Origin of the sequence: Labilithrix luteola, assembly GCF_001263205.1 — a bacterium.
In the GTDB taxonomy this organism is placed as follows: domain Bacteria; phylum Myxococcota_A; class Polyangia; order Polyangiales; family Polyangiaceae; genus Labilithrix; species Labilithrix luteola.
Genome location: NZ_CP012333.1, coordinates 9180405 through 9199534 on the forward strand (window position 1 = coordinate 9180405; position 19130 = coordinate 9199534).

The window sequence follows — 19130 nt, forward strand, 5'->3', positions numbered from 1 at the left end:
CCCGAGCGGAAACGTTCGGGCTCTTTTTTCGTAGGTCTGCCCGCCCGGATCAGTGCTTGTCGCGCGCGTAGGTATACGCGGTGTAGGACGCCAACAGATGGCAGATCCAGCCGAACGTGCCCCAGGTGCCGAACCAGACGCCGGCCGAGACGATCAACCAGAAGATTCCGCGCAGGAACGCCCCGTTGTAGATCTGCCCGAGCCCCGGGACGATGAAGGACAGAACGGCAGCAACACCCGGATTCGGAAGCGACTTGCTCATGCCGGTGCCAGAAGATGTGACCGACGGCGGCTCGGCGCAACTGGCGCAGCTACAAGAAGCTCTACTTCGTTGGTACGCCGCGTGCCGGCGCGACTTGCCGTGGCGTAACACGCGGGACGCGTACGCGATTTGGGTGAGCGAGGTCATGCTCCAGCAGACCCGCGTCGATACCGTCCTTCGCTACTACGACCGATTTTTGCAGCGGTTCCCGACTCCGGTCGCGCTCGCCGAGGCTCCGTCCGACGACGTTCTCGCGATGTGGAGTGGGCTTGGCTACTACCGACGAGCGCGGCTGCTTCACCGCGGCGCGCAGGCGGTCGCCGAGCAGGGCGGGGCCTTGCCCTCGAACCGTACGGGCCTGCTCGACGTCCCGGGGATCGGTCGTTACACCTCGGGCGCCATCGCGAGCATCGCGTTCGGCGAGGCGGTGGGCCTCGTCGACGGGAACGTGGCCCGCGTTCTCGCGCGTCTCTTCGCGATCGACGAGGACATGCGCAAGGCGGGCATGCGCACCGCGGAGAAGCTCGCCGACAAGATCGTCGCCAAGCAGGATCCTGGGGCTTGGAATCAGGCGCTCATGGAGCTCGGCGCAACCGTTTGTTCCCCGGTGAAGCCGGCGTGTCACAAATGCCCGGTCTCGACGATGTGCCGCGCCCGGGCCGAGCAGCGAACGTCGGAGCTCCCGGTCCTCTCGCCGAAGGCCAAGCCGCTTGCGCGAAAGGTGCAGTCGCTCGTCGTGACGCGGGCCTCCGACGGTGCCGTGCTCCTCGCTCGACGCACGCCCGATCGCCTCTTCGGTGGCCTTTGGGAGCCTCCTTCGATCGAAGGTTCGGCGCGGTCGCGCGGTGCGCTGACGTCGGCGTTCGGTGTGGAGGACGCCAAGCGCGTCGGCAGCGTCGAACACGTTCTGTCGCATCGGAAGCTCACGGTCGATGTGCTCAATGCCAGCGTCCGCTCCCTTCCTCGCGTCGCGCCGCCCGAGGGTTACGACGACGTCCGCTTCGTCGCCGTTGGGGAAATCGAGCGCGGCTCCGAGAAGCTCGGCATTGCCACACTTGCTCGAAAAATCCTGACGTGCGCGGGCGTTCTCGAAGACGCCTAGGAGAGTTGCGAGAGGCGCGCCTCCGAAGTGGACCTCGGGCTCAAGGGAGTGCATCGTGTAAGGGACGTGTCCATCAGCGATCCCAAGCCCAACGGACCCGTAGAACGCGCGCGAGCGCTTCCTCTCGACGACAGTGACTCGGACCTCACCCGAGAGCGCGAGTCGACCATGTTGCGCGCCGCGATGGCGGCCAACGTCGCCGGCCAGCGCATCTTCCACAGCCTGGACGAGAGGCTGGGAGACGACGCGCACGAGGCGATTTGCCGCGTGCTCGTGGCCGACGACGACGAAGCCACACGCGAGCTCATCGCCAGCACGCTGCGCGCGAGCGGCTACGACGTGGAGGTTGCCACCGATGGGCACGAAGCCGTCGAGCTCGTGGCGCGCGGCGGATTCGACGTCGTTTTGCTCGACGCCGTGATGCCTCGGATGAGCGGCGTCGACGCGTGCCGGACGATCAAGGGCCTCCGAGGCGACGATTTCACCGGCGACGTCCCCGTCGCGATGATCTTCGCCAAGACGGACACCAAGAGTCGCATCGAAGCGCTCAAGATCGGCGCCGACGGCTACGTCTGCAAACCGTTCGAGCAGACCGAGCTGCTCGTCTGCGTTTCCTCGGCGCTGCGAACCAAACGCGCGCAAGACGCTCTTCGCGCCACGCGCGCCCGCCTGGAGCGATTGCGTTCCTACGACGAGCTCACCGGGGCTCACTCGTTTGCATTCCTCCACGACCGGCTCGCGAGCGAGTTCGAAAAGGCATCGCTGCACGCCGAGCCGCTCGCGTGCTGCATTCTCGATGTCGACGGCCTCAAGGTCCAAAACGAGCGCGGTGGTCGTTCGCACGGGGATCGCGTGCTGTCGGGCATCGTCGAGGTCATCAAGAGCTCCGTCCGCGACACGGACATCGTCGCGCGCTACGGCGGAGACGAGTTCTTCGTGATGTTGCCTGCGACCCATTTTGCGGGCTCGCTGGTCGTCGCATCCCGCATCTGGCGCGACGTGGCCGCCAAAACGTTTTCAGGCAGCAACGCTGCGGCTTCGAGAGCATCCAACGCGGACCAGGCGGGCGTGCACGATGCCCACGTGACCGTTTCGGTCGGCGTGGCGCTCTACCCGAGCCGGGACGTGCGGACCAAGGAAGCCCTCCTCGGAGCCCTCGAAGCGGCTCTTCTGGAGGCGAAACGCAAGGGCGGAAATCGCCTGTGCGTGTTCCAGCAAGAGGGGTTCATTTACACCCCCTCCGCCGGCGCCCCGGAAATCTAGCCCAGCCAGGCGGTTCACACGGCCCGCGACACGCATGTCATGGGTAGTCGACGCTCGCACGTCGTACTTGGTTCATGGCGAGTCGGTTTGGTAGTGTCCGCCCGCCGAGATGTCCATTTGGTGCCGAAAGAGTGCTCGGGGGAGTGCCCCGCTGATCGGCACGCGTGCGCGGCGGATGCTCGCCGTGGCCTGCATGCTCGTCGGCAGCGGTCTTTTTGCGTCGTCCGCGCGTGCCGGTGATCTGGATCTCGAAGACGATCCGCAGGACGCGAAGAAGGCCGAAGAGCCGAAGACGCACGCAGCCGCCGACGATATGCCGATGTCGCCGGCTCCGTTCGCGACGATCAGGCCTCACGCGTACTCGCTTCCCGAGTGTCTTGCGCTCGCCGAGCGAAACCACCCGAACCTGTGGGCGGCGCGCGCCCGCCTCGCCGGAGTCCACGCCCAGCTCGACGAGGCGAAGTACACGCCGTACTCGTTCTGGTCCGCCAACTCGACCTTCGGCGTCCTTCCGCGGCTCGGCGGCACGCCGTTCTACAACGCGGTTCCGCGAAGCATCCTCAACCAAGGTCTCGGCTCCGGTTACGAGCCGTTCTTGCAGTTCGGCGTTCGCGGAAACATTCCTCTCTATACGTTCGGCAAGATCGAATCGATCAAGCGCGCGGCGGAGGCCCAGGTTCGCTTCAGCGAGTGGGATCTCGAGAAGGTCCGCCAACAGGTCCGCATCGACGTTCGCCGCGCGTACTTCGGCCTGATGCTCGCGCGCGACGCGCTCTACATCGCGAACGAAGTGCTCGGCCAACTCAACAAGGCGATCGAGGGCACGGTGAGGAAGCTCGAAGCCGGCGACACGTCGGTCGAGGAGCCCGACAAGCTCCGCCTCGAGATCTACAAGGACGAGCTCAACGCACGCGTCGCCGAGGCGCGCAAGGGCGAGGCGTTCGCCAACGCGGCACTGCGCTTCCTTACCGGCGTCCAGACCGCGTTCGACATTCCCGACGAACCGCTGCGCCGGCCGACCAACACTCTCGGTCCTGTCGTGCGTTACCTCACGGCGGCGCGCCTCTTCCGCCCCGACGTGAACCTCGCGCGCGCCGGCGTCGCCGCACGCAAGGCCCAGGTCGAGTTCGCGCGTGCGCAGCTCTTTCCGAACATCGGCGTCGGCGTCGGCTTCTCGTACGCCATCGCGCCCAGCGCCACGCCGCAGAACACGGCGTGGATCGGCGACCCCTACAACGGCTTCGGCGCAGGCTTCGCGTTCGGCGTCGAATGGGGGCTCGACTTGCTCCCCAAGCAGGCCCGCCTTTCGGGCGCCGAGTCGCAGCTCGAAGAGGCTCGCTCACTCGAGCGCCTCGCGCTTGGCGGTGTCGCCGTCGAGGTCGAGAACGCCTATGCCGGCGCGATCGAAGCGAAGGCCCGCGAAGAGAACTGGGACCGCGCCGAGCACCGTGCGAAGCGGTGGATCTCGAACGCGCAGGACGCGATCGACCTCGGCACGAAAGACGAGCGCTATCTCATCGAGCCGCTGCGCTCCTACGTCTTCGCTCGCGCGAACCACGTTCAGGCGCTGATGGACTTCAACGTCGCGCTCAGCGTGCTCGCGCAAGTCACCGGCTGGGACGCCGCGGCTCCTCAGGACAGCTGAAGGAACCGCGGACGCCCGCACCCGCACCCGCTCACGTTCACGCTCACCAGGGGCAAGACGCCAGGGCGAGCACGGCGACGACGCGCGCGTTGACGGTCTCGAACTCGCGGAGCGCGAGCTGAATTTCCGCCTCGCGCAGTGCCTGCGCGGTGGTGACGAGCTCGAGGCTCGTGCCGCGTCCTTCCTGGTAGGAGGCGCGGGTCAGCCGGTCGTTCTCCGCAGCCAAATCCCGTGCGGCGGCCGCCACGCGCCGTCGTTCGTCGGCCACGCCGACGTTGCGTCGCGCGCGTTCCACGTCGATCGTGGCTTGGCGGCGCTGCGCCTCGACCCGTTCGACGGCTTGCAGCTCCTGGGCTTGGGTGTCGTGCAGGTTGCCGTAGCGGGCGCCACCGTCCCAGATGGGCACGGAGAGCACGGCCTGGACGTTCCACGTCGTGTTTGGCGTCGCGCCCGTATCGATCGTGGTGGTGGCGAGCTGCGATTGGACGGTGACGGTGGGCGCGAACTGGTACTTCACGTCGTTGACGTTGCGGTGCGCGATCTCCACGCGCTTCTTCAGCGTGGCGACGTCCGGGCGATCCTCGACCGATCCCACGGGCTTGCAGACGGACTTGGCGCCCTGTTCGAGGCCGCTGATGTCGACGGTCGGAGGCACGCCGATCTGCTCGGGCACGCCGAGCGCGAGGCCGAGGTTTTCACGGGCCTGACGTAGCGACTCGTCTCCGGCCACGAGCGTGGTGCGGGCGCTTTCCACGTCCTGGCGTGCGCGGACGACGTCGATGCCCGTCGCGCCGCCGAGCGCTGCCTTCCGCGTGGTCAGATCGAGGCGCTGCAGTGCGTTGCGCAGACCGATGCGATTGAGCTCGGCGATGCGTTCGCTGGTGACGACGCTCACGATGGAGTTCGCGACGCCGAGGGCAATCTGCCGTTTGACGTCGCTCACTGCGAGGCGCGAGGCATCCGCCGCGACGTGCGCCGTTCCAATCGCGTTCCACGTGCGAAGCGCCAGAACGGGCTGCGTCGCCACGATCGAACCGGTCAGGTAGTTGGGATACGGCGTCTGGACGGCCCGCGTGGTCGGGCCTGCCGGGCCGATGCCCGTGAACTGGGCCGTGGTGTTCGTGATGATGTTGTGGGTGTACGTGCCGGTACCGTTGATGGTGGGAAGCGCACCGGCGAGCGCCACGCGCGATTGGGCATCGGCCCGCGCCACGTCCTGCAGGGCGATCTGCAAGTCCGTCGAACGCGCGCGAACGTACTTGAGGGCGTCCTCCCAGGTGCCGATCTCCGTCGATGCCCGCGCGACGGGCTGGAGCATGGGATCGTCCACGTCCGGCGGGGCCGGGAGCTCTTCTGGAGCGGGAGGGGCGGGCGTGGGCTTACCGGCGGGCGCGGGCGTGGGCTTACCGGCGGGCGCAGGCGCCGTCCTAGGCTGGGCGAGGGCCGTCCGACCGACGGACAGAACGACGAGACCTGCGATCAACGACTTGGACGAAAAGAGGAAGCCGGAAGCGATCGGCCTTCGCATGGGGCGCGACATTATGGATGAGGAGAAACCTCACCAGGTTGCGCGTATTCCCCGCAACCGCGATCTTCTGCCCCGACACGAAGAGCTCACGCGCCCGACATCCGCTGAGCTCGCGGGGGGCCGAGAGCGATCAGCGACGCGTCGTGGCGTACCGAGCGTCGCCCGGGATGAGATCGAGCCTCGCCCGCAGCTCGGCGAACCGTCCGCGCAGGCGGCCTACCGCGACGCGGAAGGGGGCGGCCACCTCTGCCTGAGAGAGCGGAAGATGGTCGACGTACACGATGGCGTACGCGACGGCGGCCGCAAGACCAGCAAGGTCGTCGCGCTTTGCGGTCTTCTCGACCGACTTTTGGCGCGTGCGTTTGGATGCGGGGGGCAAGATGCTCGCGCGCTCCGAGAGAGCGTCGTTCGCGAGGGCAAGGGCGCGCTCGCGTTGCTTCGTGTCGAGCGGGAGATGCGAGAGGCCTTGTTCGAGCACGCGTGCGAGGGGATGGCCCTTCGGCTGGCGGCGCGTGGTGGTCGCGCGACGCGGCGCGACCGAACGAGGTGGAGGGGCCGGCGTCGATCGCGGAGGAGCGCTCGAGTGTGCCGGACGCCGCGCGGGCGCGCCTTGATCGAGCCATCGCGAGAGAGCTTCGAGCTCCCGGGAAGGGTAGCGGCTGAGCGCGAGCTCGAGGATCGGACGCGCCCGATCCATCTGCCCAGCTCGCGCAAGGGCATGGACGTACGACGCGACGATCTCCGAGTTCTCCGCCTTGGCCGCATAAGCCGAGCGGAGCCAAGGGAGCGCGCGCTCCGGCTTGCCCACGGCCACGTCCAACAAGTGGCCGAGGTTGTGCGCGTACCACGGGTTTCCGGGCGCGCAAGCGATGGCGCGCTCGTAGGCGCTCACCGCGCATCGAAAGTTGCCGAGGAGAGTCTGACAGAAGGCCAGAACCGCCCAAGCGCGGTCGTCTGCCTGGCGGTGCGCAAGCGCGCGGCGCGCATAGATCGCCGCACGCCAAGGATGACGTTCGACGAGGAGCTCGGCGAGCTGACGATGAGCAAAAATGCCGTCGTCGCTCGCCGGGGAAGCAAGCCGCGCGAGGCGGGCAAGACGTGGAAGGACGTCTGCCGGATCGAAGGCGCGGGTCAACGCCCCTTCGATTTCCTGGCGCAGCCGCCGCGTTTCACTGCCTGCCTCCATGCTCGACGTTAGGATGTAGCGAGCGTGATTGCAGTGCGCAACGAATCGTTAAGCCGCGGTCGATTTCGCTTGCGCGGTCGGAGAACGGCTCCTCCGACCGCGCATGCGGACGCGCTAAGAAACTAAGTTAGCAACTGTTACGAAGCGGTTCAGAACGCGTAAGCGACGGTCAGCAAGAAGCGCGGGCGAACACCTCCGCCAGCGATGATGGCGCTCGCGAGATTGAGGTTGTCCGTGTTGATGTCCTTGCTCGTCGACGTGTACTGGAGGCCGAATCCGCCGCCCACGACGACGCCCGGGCCGATGATCGCCTGACCTCCGATATCGAGCGCGCCACCGATCGAGGTGAACGAATCGCTCGAGGCCTGCGCCGACGTGTTGGTTCCGGTCGGCGCGCTCTGGGAATAGCTGGCGAACAGGAACGACGGCCCGACGAAGAAGCCGTTCGAGCCCTTGGAGCCCGTGTAGAAGCGGTAGCCGAGCTCGCCACCGAAGCCATTGAGTGAGCCGGCGTCGACGTCTTGACCGTTCACCGTCACGGTGACCGGCGCGTGCGCGAAGAATGGATTGAGCGTAATTGCGTGATGCTTCGCGGGCAGATATTCGCCCTGGAGGCTGTAACGACCGATCGCAACTCCGAGCGGATTCAATCCGACCGTGAAATGCTTGTAGTCGTCGTCCGAGTCTTCGACCTTCGGTTGCTCGCGCGGCGCCGGTGTTTGCGCGACGGCGGCGGGAGGTGCTCCGCCAGGTGCAGTGTCTTGCGCGTGCGCTTCGCCCGCGAAGAGTGCCATCGAGAGAGCCGAAAACATCGCTGAAGAAAGAAGGAATGACGCAATACGCATAACGGACCTCCGGCGAGACAGCTGGCTGTCCGACGCCAGATCGGAAGCCACCCATCCTCCAATTGCCCCTTGGATTTCCGGCTCCACGCAGCCTCGCGCGCGCCGCCCCCCAAAGAGCTGTTCTGCTCCGACAGACGCCCGGGTGGTCCTCTTATTCACCCCCCTGGATCACAAAAAGTGACCCACGCGCACAACGCGCGACGCGAATTGCGCAACTCGCGGCGAAGGTTTCGCGTGGGGACGGAAACGTCCCCGCGGGGTTACCTGAACGAAATGATGCGTTGCTGCGCGAGATCCGAAAGGATTCTGAGCGCGTCGAGCTCGGGCATCCCGCTCACGTCGAGCAGCATCTCCAGCGTGGACACACCGTCGATTAGCGAGAGCACGAAGCCCGCGCGGTGATCGATCGAGAGCCACCGGAACTGGTCGCGCGGAACCATGACGACCGGCACACGATCGAGGGGGCCCAAACGTGCGGAGTACATCTGGCGGAGAACGCTCCGGCAGGTCTCCGCGCAGGCGCGCACGCCGACGTCGGACGGGTCGATCGCGAGAAGCTTCTCCGCGACGTCGAGCGCGCCCGTATAGTCGCCGAGCGAGATGCGATCGTTCATCTCGCGCGTCGTGGGCTCGGCTTCGACGTTGACCGACGAGACGGGCGCGTCGACGATGTCCTCGTAGTCGCCGCGCACGCCGGAGGGCTTCGCGCTCTGCGCGAGTGCGTCGATGAGCTCCTGCTGGATCGGCGGCGGGGGCTGCGTCGGCTGATCGTCGTCGATCCCGTGCAGCGGATCGTCGTCGTGCCCGAATGTCGGGGCAGGGGGAGGCTGGGTGGCGAAGTCGCCCCAGCCGCTTTCCTCTTTGGGCTCCCACGAGGAGCCGCGCGCGGCGCTGGCCACGTCCCTTCGACGTGGCGGCAAGTTCGAAGGAATGCGTGCGTTCGCGAGGGAAAGCAGGCCCGCCGGGCCCGCGCGATCGGAAGCTCCGCGCGGTGCACCCGAGTGAGGGCGGTTCGTCGCGCTCACGCCGGCCGCATACAGAGCCTGCCGCGAGGTGCCCTGGGGGGTCACCCGCGAGTGAAAGTCATTTTTCTGACCGCCCGGAGGTGGGGCCAGGACTTCCCGCGCGAACTCCGCCGGATCGAAGGGCGGTGACACGGTAGGGCGATCCTGGTCGTCCTCTTGCGAGGCACCGGTTTCCCCCTCGGTCATCTCGGGATCCTTCGACACTTCTCCCCGTCCATCACACTGCGTGGGGTTGGGCTACTCGAGCTCGGCGATCAGGTCTTGGCAACGACGCCCTTGAACATGCGGTGCGTTCGCGTGAGTCCTTCGATCTGCTCCTTCACCGCGGCTGCATCTTTGCGCTCGATCGCGGCGCGCGCCTTGTCGACGATGGCCTTGGCCTTCTCGATGGCGTCGCGGCCGAAGTCGCTCGACGCGACGATCTGCTGAACCTGCGGGAAGAGCTTCTCGATCTCGGCGATGAGCTTCTCGGCCTCCTGCTTGGCGGCCTCGAACTCTTCGGACGTGCGACGGTCGACGAGGTCGTCCTTCGCGTTGTCCATCATCGTCTTGATCTCTTCGCGGGTCAGGCCGCTCGTCGCGGTGACCTGGATCGACTGCTCGAGGCCCGTCTCGAGGTCCTTCGCGCGAACCGAGACGATACCGTCGGCGTTGATCTCGAACGTGACCTCGATCTCGACTTGGCCCTTCGCCGCGCGGCGGAGGCCGGTGAGGATGAACTCGCCGAGCAGCTCGTTCTCTTCGGCGCGCTGGCTCTCGCCCTGCATGACGAGGATCTTCACGGCCGTCTGGTTGTCACGGCTCGTGGTGAAGATCTTCGTGCGGTGCGTGGGGACGGTGGTGTTCTGCGGGATCAGCTCCTCGAAGTAGCTGCCGAACGTCATGATGCCGAGCGCGTGCGGCGTGACGTCGAGGAGGACCATCTCCTGCTTGTCGTCGACGAGCGCGGAGCCCTGGATCGCGGCGCCGAGTGCGACGACCTCGTCGGGGTGGACGCCCTTGTTCGGCTCTTTCTCGAAGAACTGCTGCACGCTCTGCTGGATCTTCGGCATGCGCGTCATGCCGCCGACGAGAACGACCTCTTCGATCTCGTCCTTGTCGAGCTTCGCGTCGTCGAGCGTCTGCCTGCAGATGTCGATCGTGCGCTCGATGAGGTCGTCACTGAGCTCCTCGAGCGTCTGACGCGTGAGCGTGCGCTGCAGGTGGAGCGCCTCGTTGCGGCCGCTCGAGATGATGAACGGGAGGTTCACCTCGGTTTCGCGCACGCTCGAGAGCTCGCACTTGGCCTTCTCCGCCGCGTCCTTGAGGCGCTGCAGGGCCATGCGGTCCTGGCGGAGGTCGATGCCGTGCTCCTCTTTGAAGCCCTGCACGAGCCAATCGATGATGCGCGCGTCGATGTCTTCGCCGCCGAGGAACGTGTCACCGGCGGTGGCGATGACCTTGAAGACGCCGTGCGCGCCGATCTCGAGGACCGAGATGTCGAACGTGCCGCCGCCGAAGTCGTAGACGGCGACCGTCTTCTCGATGTTGCGCCCGAAGCCGTAGGAGAGCGCCGCGGCCGTGGGCTCGTTGATGATGCGGATGACGTCGAGCCCGGCGATTTCGCCCGCGTCTTTCGTGGCCTGGCGCTGGTTGTCGTTGAAGTAGGCGGGGACCGTGACGACCGCCTTGCTCACCGTCTCTCCGAGGTAGTCCTCGGCGATGACCTTCATCTCCTGAAGAACCATCGCGCTGATCTCGGGGACGCTGAATTCCTTGTCCCGGAGCACGATGCGCACGTCGTTGTGCGGACCTTCCACGATGCGGTAACTCGACGTCGCAACGGCGTTCTTCACCTGCGGCGAGTTCCACTTGCGGCCGATGAGGCGCTTGGCCGCGTAGACGGTGTTCTCGGCGTTGGTGATCGCCTGGCGTTTGGCGATATGGCCCACCAAGCGCTTGCCGGCCTCGGTCACGGCGACCATCGAAGGCGTCGTCTTGTAACCACCGCGGTTCGGGATCACCACGGGGGTGCCGTTCTCCACGATGGCGACGCACGAGTTCGTGGTGCCAAGATCGATCCCGATCACCTTCTCCATAAGCACGGTCTCCTTACTCGAGTCTCAAAGCCTACACCGACTGCCGCGGAATGTATCGACGAGCGACACCTTCTCCGTAGCTATCCCTTCGTCGGGGCCTTGCTTGCTGCCTTGCCGATGATGCCCAAGAGCGTGGCGTTCGTCGGATCGACCTGAAGGCCGGTCTCTGCAGCACGCTTGGCGGACGCGAGGAGCCCCGCCTTCGAATAAATCTCCGCCAGGACTACGTGTCCGACAACGGAGCCTGGCTCGGCCGCGACAGCGCGTTTGGCGTGTTCCGCAGCTTGATGAAGGTCGCCGCCTTCGGCGCGAAGCAGCGCCCGCGCGGCACTCATGTGGGCACGGGGGTTGTTCGTCTGGAGCTTCGCAACTTTCTGCCAAGAGCGTGCAGCCTCTGCCCAGTGCCCGCTCTTTTCCTCGTAGTCGGCCTGCTTCGCGTAGCTCTCGGTGAGCGCGAGGTCCGCCTGGTTCTTCGTCTCTTGATAGCGAATCGCGAGGGCGGTGTCGTTCGGTGAAAACTTCGTGGCAATGCCGAGCGCGGTTGCCGCCGCGACGAGATCACCTTTGGCGAACGCCTCCTCGGCCGTCTGCACGTAACGTCGTGCTTGAGCCTGCGTCGCGCCGTCGATGCGGTCTTCGTAGCGGCGCTTGAGCGCGTCCATGGCGTCCGAGGCCGACGCGTAGCGCTGGGTTGGCGGAGTCGGCGCGCTCGGTTGACTTCCTTGCGGCGGTCGCATGGGTGGCGGCGCGCTCGGTTGACTTCCTTGCGGCGGTCGCATGGGTGGCGGCGCGCTCGGTCGACCCGGCGTCGACAAGCGTTGCCCGCCGAGGAGACGACGCGCGAGTGCTTCCTTGCGGGCGCGGATCTCTTCCGGGCTCGCATCGGGCACGGAGGCCCGCCGTCCGTCCATCACGTTCGGTGAAGACGACCGTTCGGGCGGAATCGCTGCAGCCGGAGGAGGCGGGGCAGGCGCAGGGGCGGGCGCTTGCGTGCGCGACGCTTCTTCGAGCGCGCGCTCGAGCATCGCTTCCATGCCTCGCGTCGTCGCGATTTCGGCGAGATAGCTGTCGTAATCTGCGCGTCGCTCACGATCGACGAGCGTGTCGTGCGCTTCGGTGATCCGACCGAAGAGCGCCTCCATCTTCGGCTTGAAGGAGCCGAGGTACTTCTTGAAGTACCGGTCGGGGTGCATCAGCGCCGCGAGCTCGAAGTACGCGCGCTTGATCGCCTTCTTCTCGGCCTGGGGGGAGACACCGAGCAGCGTGTAATGGTCGAGGTCTTCCAGTCGGTAGTAGACGTCGAGGACACGCTTGCGCTGCTCGAGCGGGAGATCGCACTCCTCTTCGAGCTCCTTCGGGTCGTATTTCGGCGCCGACAGCGACACGAACTCCGGAAGGCCGCGCTTCTCGCGCACGGCTTGCGGGGGAGGAGGCGGCGGAGGTGGTGGTGGCGCAGGCGGAGGCGGCGCATTCGGGTCGATCCGCTCGATGACGCCGAGCTTTTCGAGCTTCTCGAGCGCGCGCTCGACCGAGAAGTCGGGAAGGCCCGTCTCCTTGGCGAGATCCTTCGAGCCCAGCCGCCCGTTGATGCGGGTCAGCAGGAACCCATCCATGGGATCCAGTTTGAATTTCCGGACGTCGACGTGCGCGACCAGCCGCGGGACCTTTTCCGGCATCCTCGTCGGCTCAGCATAACGTTGTCTCACTGCTTGCAGCAAAGGCAGGAAGGACGAATCGACCGCGGCCGTAGAGGGCGGGCCGTCACGTACAGTGTGGGCGCCTCACGATCGCCAACGCGGGTGCATCCAGACCCATCGCTCGGGCATGGCCCGGATGCGCGCACCGAGCTCTTCATTGATGCGTGAGGTCAGGATCCGCTCGCCCTCGGCATCCGCGCCGAGATCCCCTGTCGGAATCCGCCGGGCGCTGAAAACCAGCTCGGCGCTCGATGTGTCGCGTGGAGCGGGCGTTCCGACGATCACGGCCGCCGACGTTCGGAGCGCGATGCGGGCGGGACCGACCGGCGTTCGTGCTGGGAGGCCGAGGAAGGGGACGTCGATGCTCGGAACACGCGAGGCGAGGTCCATCGGAACCCCGAGCACCTCGCCGCGACGGACGGTCCGCAAGAGCGAGGCCGCGGCACCTGGCGCTCCGCGGTAGATCGTCCTCACGCCTCGTCCGCCGCGCAGGCGATCGTAGATGGGCGTGAGCCGTGGGTCGTACGCCTCGCGCGCGATGACTGTGAGTGGGAAGCCTTCGGCGACGAGCGTAGCGGCCACCCGCTCCCACGGACCGAGGTGCGCGGACGCGAACACCACGCCATGGCCCTCTCGCAGAGCGTCGTCGAAGCATTCGCGCGTGCCGGGCGCGAACGGAAGCCGCTCGAGCGGGCGGTTCGGATCGAGCGTGGCCACCACCTCGCCGAGCTGGCGACCGAGCGTGCGGTACACGTTCGTGACGAGGGCCTTCGCGTCCTTCGGGCCGAGCTCCGGAAAGACGCGTTCGACGTTGCGCAGGGCGGTGCGCCGCGCCGAGGGGAGAATGGTGTGGGCGAGGACTCCAACGCCCTCTCCCAACCGCACGAGGAGCGAGCGCGGGAGTCGCGAACCGAGCGCGAGCGCGCCGGTCGCCAGCAGCCAGAGCACGTCGTTTTTCGTGCGCTGGGCCAGTGTCCACGTCTGTCCTTCGCGTCGATCGGCCGCGACGTTCACCATCACTTCGTCGAGGGGATGGGGTCGTTTCGTTCGACGCTCGGACCGCCCTCGCAGGCGCCGCAGGTGTTCTTCACGCGGGAGCGTGCGCTATACACGCGTGTCTTCGCGTCTTCGCAGCGTCGGACGTCGTCGTCGCCTTGGACGAGCGCGCAGAGATGCCCTGCGGCGCGGTCCATCGAGCCGAGCGCGCGGCACGCGTTGTGACAATCACCGGCGGCGACATCGAGTTCGCGCTGCGACGCATCGAGATCCCGGGCAGCGGCCTGCACGGCAGGGCGGCCCGGTGCAATGGAGGACGGGAGGGCCGCGCCGGCTTGCGCCTGTTGCGGGTACGCGCTGGGGCTCGAGGGGTAGGCGCCCGGAGGCGCAGCTTCGGCGTAGCCGGCTTGCGCAGGAGCGCTCGCGGACGGCGCCTCGGCAGCCTTTCGACCGGCGCAGCCGACGAGAAGGACGGTGGTCGTGACGATGCCGACGCGCCCGGCCTTTCCCATGCTCATCGACCTGCTCCTGCATCCTTGGCGGTCGAGCGCTGGATGACCTGCTCCTGGATCTTCACGACTTCCTCGAGGCGCTGAATGGCGCGCTCGCGTGCCTTCGCCGCCTCGGCCGGCTTGCCCGCGTCGGCCAGGCCCGCGGCGCGCGCCTCTTCGACCAGCCCTTCGACCTCGACGAGATGGCCTCGGAAGTAGGTAGGCTCCGGCGCGTGCGCGAGACCGCTCTGGACCGCGGCCGCCGCGCCCGCCAGATCGCCTTTCTTCAGTCGAAGCTCGCCGAGGCGGGCGTAGGCGTCGGCGAGGACTTCCTCGATCTCCGGAGCGGGCCGTGCGGGGCGCTGCGCGGCGACGAGTCGGTCCATGGCGGCGATCGCGCCGTCGAGATCGCCGGTGTCTTCTTTGATGTTGGCCTGATGATGCAGCGCGCGCGCTTCGGAGAGGAAGGCCATGAGCTCCGCGTCGACGGGAGCCTCTTTGCTGCTCTCGGTCGGTCGATGGCATGCCGCTGCGCCCGAGAGCGCGAGCGACGCCGCCGTGACGACGAGGGCGAAGCGCGTGACGAGCCGGGGGCGCGCGCTCATCGCACACCCCACTGGGCGAAGCGGTTCTCGCGGAAGTCCGAGGAGCGGGCGCTGGCGATGCGGTCGATGCGCGCGCTCGTCTCGCCAGGCTTGAAGGGCTCGTCGAACAGCGATTGCGTCGAGCGCGCCGCGGCGAGGGGGGCTTCGCCGCTCGCGTGATCGCTCATGTTCAGCCACAGGAGAAGGCCGGCGGCGAGCGCCACGACGCCGGCGGCTCCGGCATAGAATCGCCGCACGATCGCTCGTCGAGCTGGCAAGGCCACGACGACGTTCTTCGCGGCGAGCGCATCGTCGACGACCACGCGATGCGCGCTCTCGGTGAGCGGCTCGGGAGACCACGCTGCACGAAGCGAGAGAGCGAGCTCGGCCTCCGCGTGGTCCGGTGCTCGCGGCGTTCGCGAGTCGAGGCTCGCGCGCAAACGTTCGGCGGCCGCAAGCTCCTCTTCCGTCGGGGGGGCGTCGTCGGCGGCATCGAGACAGGCCTCGACGAGCGCGCGGTGCTCCTCGGGATCGATCTCCGACGGAGACCATGCCGCGTGGAGCGCCTGCGCGAGGCCGGCCAGCGGATCGCCGTCGGCTCCGCGCGTCTCCAGCGTATCGCGCAGCCGCTCCGCCGCGCGCTCCTCAGGCGCTCTCTCATCGAGAGTCGGCTGCGAGCCCAAGTCGCCGGGCAGGGGCTTGTCGCGCTCAGCCATCGCCCTTCACCTCTAGCGTCTTTTTCAGGGATGCGATCGCCCGATGCAACAGGACGTCGAAGGTGGCGGGCGTGACACCGAGCTCGCGAGCGACTTCTTCGCGCGGGCGCTCTTCGAGAACGCGGAGCTGGATGGCTCGCGCATAGCGAGGGTTGATGCTCCGGAGGGCGTCTTCGACCTTCTTTCGTGCGGCGTCGCGATCGCGGTGGTCGCTGATGCGTTGTTCGACAGGCGTCTCGCTCTGGGCGGCGTCGACTTCACGCTCGAGGTCGTCCTCTTCGAACAGCACGAGCCGCTTCTTCGCGCGCAGCTGATCGAGCGCCACCCGCAAGGCCACCGTACGCAGCCACGGATAGAAGCCGACGTTCTGCCAGGTGAACTTGCCGATGTTCGCGACGACTTTGGCGTAGGTCTCGGCGAGGGCGTCTTTTGCGGCCGCCTCGGAACCTAGCCGGGGGAGAAGCACGCTGCGGTAGAGGCCCGGACCATATTTGTGGAGGAGCTCGCCGAGGGCCTTCCGATCGCCCGCGTGGGCCCGTTCGACGAGCCCACGGTCGGCCGCGTCGGCTTCCGCACGCCGCTCTTGCTCGAGCGCCCGCTCGGGTTCGCTGGGCGTGCCGCGACTTTGCGACCTCTCCTCGTCCGGCACGGCCCGCAGCATAGAACCGAGCCACCCGCGGGAGATCAGCTTTTCCCGCGAAGTGAGCGGTAAGGGGAGGGCTGCGGCGTTGCAGGGCACGAACCAAGAACGCGCCGCCCCACGCGTTCTTACAGGCGTTCCGGAGACCCCGGGGCAAGGGCGGCCGTGCTATGTCCGGCAACCATGGCGATCCGATCCACGGCTCTGGCATTCGGTCTCGCAGCGCTGCTTTCGGCGCCCGCAGCCCGCGCGGACGTGTCGATCCCGTTCACCCGCAGCACGCTCCCGAACGGGATGACCGTCATCTTCCAAGAAGACCACTCGATTCCCATCGTCGTGGTCAACGTGTCCTACGACGTGGGCTCACGCTTCGAGGCCAAGGGCCGAACGGGGTTCGCCCACCTCTTCGAACACCTCATGTTCATGGGAACGCGGCGCGCGCCCACGAAGGCGTTCGATGCCTGGATGGAGGCCTCGGGCGGCTGGAACAACGCGTGGACCAGCCAGGATCGCACGGACTATTACGACGTCGGCGCGCCCACGTCGCTCGACTTGCTTCTCTGGCTCGAGGCCGATCGCCTACGCGATCTCGGCCCGCTGATGACCAAGGAGAAGCTCGACGCGCAGCGTGACGTCGTTCGCAACGAGCGCCGCCAGACCTCGGAAAATACGCCCTATGGCAAGGTCGAGCTCCGCTTGCCCGAGCTCCTGTACCCAAATGAGCACCCGTACCACCACCCGGTCATCGGCTCCCACGAGGATCTCGAGGCGGCGACCGTCGACGACGTGAAGGGCTTCTTCGCCCAGCACTACGACCCGGCCAACGCGTCGCTCGTTGTCGCCGGTGACTTCGATCCAAGGGCCGCGAAGGACAAGATCGATCGCTGGTTCGGCACGATTCCTTCGCGTGGCAAGGCGGTCGACCCGGGCGCGCCGGGCTTCAGCGATACCAAAACCACGCTCACCAGCGTGGTTCGCGAGACCCTCGAAGACGAGGTCGAGCTGCCGAAGATCGTCATGGCCTGGCAATCGCCGAAGCACTTTGCTCCGGGCGATGCCGAGCTCGATCTCCTCGGTGCCGCGCTGTCGAACGGCAAGGCGAGCCGGCTCTACAAGGCTCTCGTCTACGATCAGAAGCTCGCGCAGAGCGTCGACGCCGGACAGGACTCGGGCTCGCTTGGTTCTCGCTTCGAGATCGGCGTCATCGCGCGCCCGGGCGTCTCGCTCGAGAAGCTGGAAGCGGCGATCGACAAGGAGCTCGAGGCCATCCGCCGGAAGCCCATCGCCGACGAAGAGCTCGAACGGTCGAAGAACCTCGTCGAGACCGCATTCGTCATGCGCCTCGAGGGCGTCCGCGAGCGCGCCTCGCTCCTCAACATGTACCAGGCCGAAGTGAAGGATCCCGGCTTCGTGCAGAAGGATCTCGATCGCTATCGCTCGGCGACCAAGGAAGGCATCCAGAAGGCCGCGGAGGCGTATCTGCTCCCGAACGCGCGCGTCGTGCTCCGCGTCGTGCCCAAGAAGAAGGGGAACTCGAAGTGAGGCGCCATCTCGCGACCGTTGCCGTTCTCGCTCTGCTCGCCGGCGCATGCGGAGGGGCAGGGCCCTCCCAAGTTCCGACCCCCGCGGCGTCGGCCACGCCCGTGGCGACCGCGGCACCGCCTCCTGCGGATCCGCTCGGTCCCCGTCCGGAGCTGAAGACGCCCGAGCCCTTCACGCCGCCGGTTCCCACCTCGTGGCAGCGGCCGAACGGCATGATCGTGTGGCTCCTGGAACGCCACACGCTGCCCGTCGTGGCGATGCAGGTGGTCATTCCGGGCGCGGGCTCGGCTGGCGACGCGCCCGACAAGGGCGGCCTCGCGCTCACCACGGCCAACATGCTCGACGAAGGCGCGGGAACGCGCGGTCCGCTCGACATCGCACGTGACATCGATCGCCTCGGCGCCACGCTGGCCACCGGCGCGTACACGGAATACGCGTTCGCGCAGCTCACGTCGCTGAAGAAGAACCTCGCGCCGGCCGCCGCAATCCTCGGCGACGTGCTCGGCAAACCGAAGTTCTCACCGGTCGAGTGGAAGCGCGTGCACGATCTCTGGGAGAACGACCTGCGCGCTCGCCAGAGCGAGCCGAATGCGGTCGCCGGCGTCGTCAGCGCGCGCCAGCTGTTCGGAAGCGATCCGTACGGTCACCCCGTCAACGGCACGCTCAAATCCGCGGCCAAGGTGAGCCTCGACGACGTGAAGACGTTCTACGCCCAGTGGTGGCACCCCGAGGCGGCCACGGTGGTCGTCGCGGGCGACATCACGCGCGCCGAGCTCGATCCGCTGCTCGACAAGGCGTTCGCGGGGTGGCAACCGGCGCGCACGAAGAAACCGCCGGCCGCGCCCACGAAGAGCCCGTCGGCGTCGGCCGAGGCGGGGCGTCGCGTGGTCGTCGTCGATCGTCCCGACGCTCCGCAGTCGGTCATCAGCGTCGTTCGTCTGGGCGTTGCCGCGTCGAGCCCCGAGGCGCCGCCGCTCGTTCGTGTGAACGCCGCGCTCGGCGGGAGCTTCACCTCGCGCCTCAACCAGGACCTCCGCGAGGAGCATGGTTGGAGCTACGGCGCGCGTTCGCGTTTCTCGTTCACGAGGCGCCCTGGCATGTTCGCCGCGGAGGCCGCCGTGCATACCGAGCACACGGGCGAGGCGCTCAAGGCGATGCTCGTGGACATCGAGGAGCTCGCCAAGGGCGGCCTCACGAAGGAGGAGGTCGAAAAGACGCGCCTCCTTGCCCGAGGGGAGCTCGTCGAATCGTTCGAGGCCGTCGAGGCGGCAGCACGTCGCCTTGCGCGCAATGCAGGCGTTGGCCTCGGGCCGGATCACGAGGCGAAGGCGAGCGCACTTCTCTACGGAGCGACGAAGGCCGATCTCGACAAGCTGGCCGCCGAGCACATCGACGTGAAAAATGGGATCGTCGTCATCGTCGGCCCACGCGCGAAGCTCGAACCGCAGCTGAAAGCGATCGGCATCACGAAGATCGAGGCGAGCGGGCCCGAAGGCGACTAGAAAGGCGAGTCGACGATCCGGAGTGCAC

17 protein-coding genes are annotated in these 19130 nt (G+C 67.3%); 5 read left to right on the plus strand and 12 right to left on the minus strand.

The features are described 5' to 3' along the window. Nucleotides 1-49: 49 nt before the first annotated feature. The gene (locus tag AKJ09_RS39780) at nt 50-262 is read right to left on the minus strand and encodes a hypothetical protein (RefSeq protein WP_146653049.1); all 213 of its coding nucleotides are present in this window, start codon (nt 260-262) and stop codon (nt 50-52) included. Between AKJ09_RS39780 and mutY the strand changes: the two genes are divergently transcribed. From mutY to AKJ09_RS39795, 3 genes are all read left to right on the plus strand, one after another. Continuing rightward, nucleotides 261-1364, plus strand: a complete 1104-nt coding sequence (mutY, locus tag AKJ09_RS39785; RefSeq protein WP_169928237.1) for an A/G-specific adenine glycosylase — start codon at nt 261-263, stop codon at nt 1362-1364. The genes AKJ09_RS39780 and mutY overlap by 2 nt on opposite strands. A gap of 66 nt (nt 1365-1430) precedes the next feature. Beyond that, nucleotides 1431-2627, plus strand: a complete 1197-nt coding sequence (locus AKJ09_RS39790) for a GGDEF domain-containing response regulator (RefSeq protein WP_146653051.1) — start codon at nt 1431-1433, stop codon at nt 2625-2627. 193 nt (nt 2628-2820) lie between these two features. After that, the gene (locus tag AKJ09_RS39795) at nt 2821-4272 is read left to right on the plus strand and encodes a TolC family protein (RefSeq protein WP_240488988.1); all 1452 of its coding nucleotides are present in this window, start codon (nt 2821-2823) and stop codon (nt 4270-4272) included. Between the two features lie 43 nt (nt 4273-4315). Here the strand turns inward: AKJ09_RS39795 and AKJ09_RS39800 are convergent, their stop codons facing one another. The 11 genes from AKJ09_RS39800 to AKJ09_RS39850 form a co-directional block, all read right to left on the minus strand. After that, nucleotides 4316-5800: a TolC family protein gene (locus AKJ09_RS39800; RefSeq protein ID WP_146653053.1), complete on the minus strand. Its 1485-nt coding sequence runs from the start codon at nt 5798-5800 to the stop codon at nt 4316-4318. 130 nt (nt 5801-5930) lie between these two features. Then, entirely contained in the window at nt 5931-6935 is a 1005-nt protein-coding gene (locus tag AKJ09_RS39805; protein ID WP_169928239.1) for a tetratricopeptide repeat protein, read from the minus strand. A 200-nt stretch (nt 6936-7135) separates the two neighbouring features. After that, on the minus strand, nt 7136-7780 hold the full coding sequence (locus AKJ09_RS39810) for a hypothetical protein (protein WP_146653055.1): 645 nt from the start codon (nt 7778-7780) through the stop codon (nt 7136-7138). 311 nt (nt 7781-8091) lie between these two features. Further along, nucleotides 8092-9042 carry a hypothetical protein gene (locus tag AKJ09_RS39815; RefSeq protein ID WP_146653056.1) on the minus strand — a complete coding sequence of 317 codons (951 nt, stop codon included), beginning with the start codon at nt 9040-9042 and terminating at the stop codon, nt 8092-8094. Nucleotides 9043-9110: 68 nt separating this feature from the next. Continuing rightward, on the minus strand, nt 9111-10934 hold the full coding sequence (gene dnaK, locus AKJ09_RS39820) for a molecular chaperone DnaK (RefSeq protein ID WP_146656111.1): 1824 nt from the start codon (nt 10932-10934) through the stop codon (nt 9111-9113). An 80-nt stretch (nt 10935-11014) separates the two neighbouring features. Then, a complete protein-coding gene (locus AKJ09_RS39825) occupies nt 11015-12547 on the minus strand; it encodes a J domain-containing protein (protein ID WP_146653057.1) in 1533 nt (510 codons plus the stop codon). A 168-nt stretch (nt 12548-12715) separates the two neighbouring features. Continuing rightward, nucleotides 12716-13648, minus strand: coding sequence for a lysophospholipid acyltransferase family protein (locus AKJ09_RS39830; protein WP_146653058.1), 933 nt, complete (start codon nt 13646-13648; stop codon nt 12716-12718). Continuing rightward, nucleotides 13648-14145, minus strand: coding sequence for a hypothetical protein (locus AKJ09_RS39835; RefSeq protein ID WP_146653059.1), 498 nt, complete (start codon nt 14143-14145; stop codon nt 13648-13650). Before AKJ09_RS39835 ends, AKJ09_RS39830 begins: the two co-directional genes overlap by 1 nt. Then, nucleotides 14142-14723 carry a hypothetical protein gene (locus AKJ09_RS39840; protein ID WP_146653060.1) on the minus strand — a complete coding sequence of 194 codons (582 nt, stop codon included), beginning with the start codon at nt 14721-14723 and terminating at the stop codon, nt 14142-14144. The genes AKJ09_RS39835 and AKJ09_RS39840 overlap by 4 nt, the downstream gene beginning before the upstream one ends. After that, nucleotides 14720-15418: a hypothetical protein gene (locus tag AKJ09_RS39845; protein ID WP_146653061.1), complete on the minus strand. Its 699-nt coding sequence runs from the start codon at nt 15416-15418 to the stop codon at nt 14720-14722. The genes AKJ09_RS39840 and AKJ09_RS39845 overlap by 4 nt, the downstream gene beginning before the upstream one ends. Further along, complete coding sequence (locus AKJ09_RS39850) at nt 15411-16067, minus strand: RNA polymerase sigma factor (RefSeq protein ID WP_240488781.1); 657 nt, start codon at nt 16065-16067, stop codon at nt 15411-15413. The genes AKJ09_RS39845 and AKJ09_RS39850 overlap by 8 nt, the downstream gene beginning before the upstream one ends. Before the next feature lie 174 nt (nt 16068-16241). Here AKJ09_RS39850 and AKJ09_RS39855 point away from each other — a divergent pair, with 174 nt between their 5' ends. Together AKJ09_RS39855 and AKJ09_RS39860 are read left to right on the plus strand one after the other, a co-directional pair. Then, nucleotides 16242-17600, plus strand: coding sequence for a M16 family metallopeptidase (locus tag AKJ09_RS39855; protein ID WP_146653063.1), 1359 nt, complete (start codon nt 16242-16244; stop codon nt 17598-17600). Next, on the plus strand, nt 17597-19102 hold the full coding sequence (locus AKJ09_RS39860; RefSeq protein WP_146653064.1) for a M16 family metallopeptidase: 1506 nt from the start codon (nt 17597-17599) through the stop codon (nt 19100-19102). The genes AKJ09_RS39855 and AKJ09_RS39860 overlap by 4 nt, the downstream gene beginning before the upstream one ends. Nucleotides 19103-19130 lie beyond the last annotated feature (28 nt).

Coding starts and splice junctions, on each gene's coding strand:
- AKJ09_RS39825 (WP_146653057.1), bottom strand. CDS start 12,547: ATGGATGGGTTCCTGCTGACCCGCATCAACGGGCGGCTGGGCTCGAAG.
- AKJ09_RS39815 (WP_146653056.1), bottom strand. CDS start 9,042: ATGACCGAGGGGGAAACCGGTGCCTCGCAAGAGGACGACCAGGATCGC.
- AKJ09_RS39840 (WP_146653060.1), bottom strand. CDS start 14,723: ATGAGCGCGCGCCCCCGGCTCGTCACGCGCTTCGCCCTCGTCGTCACG.
- AKJ09_RS39795 (WP_240488988.1), top strand. CDS start 2,821: ATGCTCGTCGGCAGCGGTCTTTTTGCGTCGTCCGCGCGTGCCGGTGAT.
- AKJ09_RS39845 (WP_146653061.1), bottom strand. CDS start 15,418: ATGGCTGAGCGCGACAAGCCCCTGCCCGGCGACTTGGGCTCGCAGCCG.
- mutY (WP_169928237.1), top strand. CDS start 261: ATGCCGGTGCCAGAAGATGTGACCGACGGCGGCTCGGCGCAACTGGCG.
- dnaK (WP_146656111.1), bottom strand. CDS start 10,934: ATGGAGAAGGTGATCGGGATCGATCTTGGCACCACGAACTCGTGCGTC.
- AKJ09_RS39830 (WP_146653058.1), bottom strand. CDS start 13,648: ATGGTGAACGTCGCGGCCGATCGACGCGAAGGACAGACGTGGACACTG.
- AKJ09_RS39780 (WP_146653049.1), bottom strand. CDS start 262: ATGAGCAAGTCGCTTCCGAATCCGGGTGTTGCTGCCGTTCTGTCCTTC.
- AKJ09_RS39800 (WP_146653053.1), bottom strand. CDS start 5,800: ATGCGAAGGCCGATCGCTTCCGGCTTCCTCTTTTCGTCCAAGTCGTTG.
- AKJ09_RS39835 (WP_146653059.1), bottom strand. CDS start 14,145: ATGAGCATGGGAAAGGCCGGGCGCGTCGGCATCGTCACGACCACCGTC.
- AKJ09_RS39855 (WP_146653063.1), top strand. CDS start 16,242: ATGGCGATCCGATCCACGGCTCTGGCATTCGGTCTCGCAGCGCTGCTT.
- AKJ09_RS39810 (WP_146653055.1), bottom strand. CDS start 7,780: ATGGCACTCTTCGCGGGCGAAGCGCACGCGCAAGACACTGCACCTGGC.